General features: G+C 61.4%; 4 protein-coding genes. All 4 read left to right on the forward strand.

The genetic code is table 11. The features are described 5' to 3' along the window. Positions 1-164: 164 nt before the first annotated feature. Positions 165-671, forward strand: a complete 507-nt coding sequence (gene rloA2 / locus ACE04F_RS18405) for a retropepsin-like aspartic peptidase RloA2 (RefSeq protein WP_486104467.1) — start codon at positions 165-167, stop codon at positions 669-671. Positions 672-740: 69 nt separating this feature from the next. After that, a complete protein-coding gene (gene creB / locus ACE04F_RS18410; RefSeq protein WP_486104469.1) occupies positions 741-1421 on the forward strand; it encodes a two-component system response regulator CreB in 681 nt (226 codons plus the stop codon). Next, positions 1421-2839, forward strand: a complete 1419-nt coding sequence (creC, locus tag ACE04F_RS18415; protein WP_486104471.1) for a two-component system sensor histidine kinase CreC — start codon at positions 1421-1423, stop codon at positions 2837-2839. The genes creB and creC overlap by 1 nt, the downstream gene beginning before the upstream one ends. 226 nt (positions 2840-3065) lie before the next feature. After that, the gene (creD, locus tag ACE04F_RS18420) at positions 3066-4439 is read left to right on the forward strand and encodes a cell envelope integrity protein CreD (protein WP_486104473.1); all 1374 of its coding nucleotides are present in this window, start codon (positions 3066-3068) and stop codon (positions 4437-4439) included. The last annotated feature ends 101 nt before the right edge of the window (positions 4440-4540 follow it).

Here is a 4540-nt window from a genome sequence, read left to right on the forward strand (position 1 = left end):
CTCCCGCTGGGCTGCGAAGCGGCCCCGGCTGGTGGCGATGAAGAAACAGCTGTGCGGCTGCCGCGCAGCCGAGCGGGAGCAAGCTCCCTCGCCACGGTGCGCTGTACCGAACGAATTCGTTGACCACGGTCTAAAATCCCACTCCCACAACGGAAGCCCCTTACATGAAATCCGTTTTAGCCCTGCTTTCCCTGGTGGCCCTTCCCGTGCTCGCCGCCGAACCGACCCTCTATGGGCGCTACGAATACATCGCGTTGCCGGAAATCGGCGGTGAAGTGCTCAAGGCCAAGATGGACACCGGCGCATTGACCGCCTCGCTGTCGGCCAAGGACATCGAGACGTTTACCCGTGACGGCGATGACTGGGTACGTTTCCGCCTGGCGACCAAGGACGCGAGCAACAAGATCTACGAACACAAGGTCGCCCGCATCAGCAAGATCAAGACCCGTTCCGAAGAGGACGAGGACGACGACGAAAAGATCGCCCCCAGCAAGCGTCCGGTGGTGGAACTGGCAATGTGCCTGGGTAATGTCAAGCGCACCGTCGAGGTCAACCTGACCGACCGCAGCAGTTTCAACTACCCGTTGCTGATTGGTGCCAAGGCCTTGCGTGAGTTCGACGCGGCGGTGAACCCGGCGCGACGGTTTACCGCGGATAAACCGGACTGTTGATTTCCCCGATTGACGTGTCCCGAGGCTTGGGGCACCGTTCCGGCAACTTTACTGTCGGGCCCGGTTGCCATGCCTCATATTCTGATTGTCGAAGACGAAGCCGCCATCGCTGATACGCTGGTGTTTGCGCTGCAGGGCGAGGGCTTTGACACCACTTGGTTGAGCCTGGGAGCCGCGGCTCTGGAACATCAGCAGAAGACTCCGGCGGACCTGATTATTCTCGATGTGGGCCTGCCGGATATCAGCGGTTTCGAGACTTGCAAGAATCTCAGACGTTTCAGCGACGTTCCGGTAATTTTTCTTACGGCTCGGGATGGCGAGATTGACCGGGTGGTGGGCCTGGAGATTGGCGCCGATGATTACGTGGTCAAGCCCTTCAGCCCTCGCGAAGTTGCCGCCAGGGTTCGCGCGATTCTCAAACGCGTGGCGCCGCGGCCCTTCGCGGAAACGGTTTCGGCGTTGTTCCAGGTGGACAGCGAGCGCGTGCAGATCAGCTATCGCGGCAAACCGTTGAACCTCACTCGTCATGAATTTCGCCTGTTGAACTGCCTGCTGGAGCAGCCTGAGCGGGTCTTCAGTCGCGAGCAGTTGCTCGATGCCTTGGGCGTGGCCAGCGATGCCGGCTACGAGCGCAGCATCGACAGCCACATCAAGAGCCTGCGTGCCAAGTTGCGTCTGGTCCGCGCCGAGGCCGAACCGATCCAGACCCACCGGGGCCTCGGTTACAGCTACAGCCCGGGCCACAGCTGATGTCGCTGGGTATCCGGATTTTCCTGGCTTACGTGCTGTTCATCGGCCTGGCCGGGTATTTCGTGCTCAATACAGTGATGGAAGAGATCCGTCCCGGCGTGCGTCAGTCGACCGAGGAAACCCTGGTGGACACGGCCAACCTGATGGCCGAAATCCTGCGGGACGATTTCAAGGCCGGGACACTCAACCAGAACCGCTGGCCGCAATTGCTCAGGTCCTATGGCGAACGCCAGCCGGCGGCGACGATCTGGGGCTTGCCAAAAAACCAGGTCAACCATCGGATCTACGTCACGGATGCCAATGGCATTGTCGTGCTCGATTCCAGTGGCGTGGCGGTGGGCCAGGATTATTCGCGATGGAATGACGTCTACCTGACCTTGCGCGGCCATTATGGCGCTCGTTCGACCCGCAACGATCCGGACGATCCGGCGTCGTCGGTGATGCATGTCGGGGCACCGATCCGCGACAACGGAAGAATCATCGGCGTGGTCACGGTGGCCAAGCCCAACAGCTCGTTGCAACCTTACATCGACCGCACGGAGCGGCGCCTGCTGGCGTATGGGGCCGGGTTGATCGGCCTGGGCCTGTTGCTGGGCGCCTTGCTGTCCTGGTGGCTCAGCGCGGCGTTGCGCCGTTTGACTCGTTATGCCCAGGCGGTCAGCCAGGGCCGACGGGTGGAAGTGCCGCATTATCGCGGCGGCGAATTCGAGCAACTGGCGGGCGCCGTCGAACACATGCGCACCCAGCTCGAGGGCAAGGCCTACGTCGAGCGGTATGTGCACACCTTGACCCATGAGCTGAAGAGCCCGCTGGCCGCCATTCGCGGCGCCGCCGAGCTGCTGCAGAGCGACATGCCCGCCGCCCAGCACCAGCGGTTCGTCAGCAACATCGACAGCGAAAGCGCGCGCATGCAGCAGTTGATCGAGCGCCTGCTCAACCTGGCCCAGGTCGAGCAGCGCCAGGGGTTGGAGGATATCGTCGCGGTTCCGTTGGCGGCGTTGCTCGATGAATTGCTGGAGGCTCGCGGCGGCTGGATCGAAAGCCGTCAATTGCGCGTGGAGCGACACATCCCCGCTGATCTGACGCTGACCGGGGAGGCATTCCTGCTGCGCCAGGCATTGGGCAACTTGCTGGAAAACGCCTTGGACTTCACCCCTGTCGAAGGCCTGTTGCGCATCAGCGCCGAGCGCCTGGGCAGCCGCGTCGAGATCCGTCTGTTCAACCAGGCCGAGCCGATTCCCGACTACGCACTGCCGCGCCTGAGCGAGCGGTTTTATTCCTTGCCGCGCCCTGGCACCGGACGCAAGAGCACAGGCCTGGGGCTCAACTTCGTCGAGGAAGTGGTGCAGTTGCATGGGGGGGAATTTGGCATCGGTAATGTCGAGGGTGGGGTGGAAGTGGTACTGCGGTTGCCCTGACACCACAAAATCCATTTGAAAAAGCACTCCTATGTGGGAGCGAGCCTGCTCGCGAAGACAGTGGCCCATCCAACATCATCGCCCAGACAGTCCGCTATCGCGAGCAGGCTCGTTCCCACAGTTCAGCTGCCGTCGGGCCTGTCTCCACACAATCTCCACATTCCCCGCATAAACCGCCCACACAGCCGCGCCAGACTCTCCCTCATTCGAACAGGGAGAGCCCCACATGAACCGCAGCCTCGCCATAAAACTGGGCATGATTGCCCTCTTGATTCTCTTGTTGATGATCCCGCTATTGATGATCAGCGGCCTTATCGATGAGCGCCAGGAGCTGCGCGACGGGGTGTTGCAGGACATCGCCCGCAGTTCCAGCCATAGCCAGCAGTTGATCGGACCGATGATCGTGGTGCCGTTTCGCAAGGACGTGAAGGTCTGGAATACCAACGAGAAGACCGGCGTGCGTTTCCTCGAAACCGTCGAGCAAACGGGCGAGTTGTATTTCCTCCCGGAGCAATTCGAACTCGACGGCCAGATCCGCACCGAAACCCGCGCCAGGGGCATCTACGAAGCGCGCTTGTTTCATGCCGACAACCGGATCGATGGCCGCTTCAAAGTGCCGGAACGTTATGGCGTCGCGCCGAAGGATTTCGCCGATTACCGCTTTGACGAGCCGTACCTGAGCGTCGGCATCAGTGATATTCGTGGCATCGAGAACGCATTGACCCTGACGCTGAACCAACAGACCGTCGACTTCCTTCCCGGTTCGCGGCTTGGCTGGCTGGGGCAGGGCGTCCATGTGCCGTTGCCGATGATCACCGCCCAGGGCAGTCCCGAGCTGACCTTCGGTTTCGACTTGCGCCTGCAAGGCACCGGCGAACTGCAGATCCTGCCGGTGGGCAAGTCCACCAAGGTGCACCTGTCCGCCGATTGGCCGCACCCGAGCTTCATCGGCAATTACCTGCCGGTGAATCGCGAGATCAATGAACAGGGCTTCAATGCCGACTGGCAGACCTCGTTTTTCTCCACCAACCTTCTGGAAACGCTGCAAGCCTGCGATCCCAGCGATGGTTGCGAAGCGTTCCGCAGTCGTGCGTTCGGTGTAAGTTTCGTCGATCCGGTGGACCAGTACCTGAAGAGCGACCGGGCGATCAAATATGCGCTGCTGTTCATCGCGCTGACCTTCGCCGGGTTCTTTCTCTTCGAAGTGCTCAAGAGCCTCGCGGTGCACCCGGTCCAGTACGCATTGGTCGGCGTGGCGCTGGCGTTCTTCTACCTGCTGCTGTTGTCGCTGTCGGAGCACATCGGTTTCACCCTGGCGTACCTGGTATCGGCGAGTGCCTGCGTGGTGCTGATCGGGTTTTACGTCTGCCATGTGCTGCGCAGCGTCAGTCACGGCCTGGGATTTTCGGCGGGGTTGGCGGGGTTGTACGGATTGCTTTATGGCCTGTTGAGCGCCGAAGACTACGCGCTGTTGATGGGTTCGTTGCTGCTGTTCGGCCTGCTGGGGGTGTTCATGGTGCTGACCCGCAAGCTGGATTGGTACGGGGTGGGCGCGAAGCCGGCGGCCGCGATGAGTTTTGATCTGGGAGAGGTGAAATGAGCCGGTCGTTGGGGTTGCGGGAGGATCAGCGGGTGGGGGAAATGCTGGTGATGCGAATTGTCGGGTTGTTTCCGCTGGATCCGGTGCGCGGCCTTGGGGGG

Source organism: Pseudomonas sp. AGC41, from assembly GCF_057334555.1.

What these genes read in the sequence shown, in the direction of transcription:
- rloA2 (WP_486104467.1), top strand. Translation starts at nt 165, where the DNA reads ATGAAATCCGTTTTAGCCCTGCTTTCCCTGGTGGCCCTTCCCGTGCTC.
- creB (WP_486104469.1), top strand. Translation starts at nt 741, where the DNA reads ATGCCTCATATTCTGATTGTCGAAGACGAAGCCGCCATCGCTGATACG.
- creC (WP_486104471.1), top strand. Translation starts at nt 1,421, where the DNA reads ATGTCGCTGGGTATCCGGATTTTCCTGGCTTACGTGCTGTTCATCGGC.
- creD (WP_486104473.1), top strand. Translation starts at nt 3,066, where the DNA reads ATGAACCGCAGCCTCGCCATAAAACTGGGCATGATTGCCCTCTTGATT.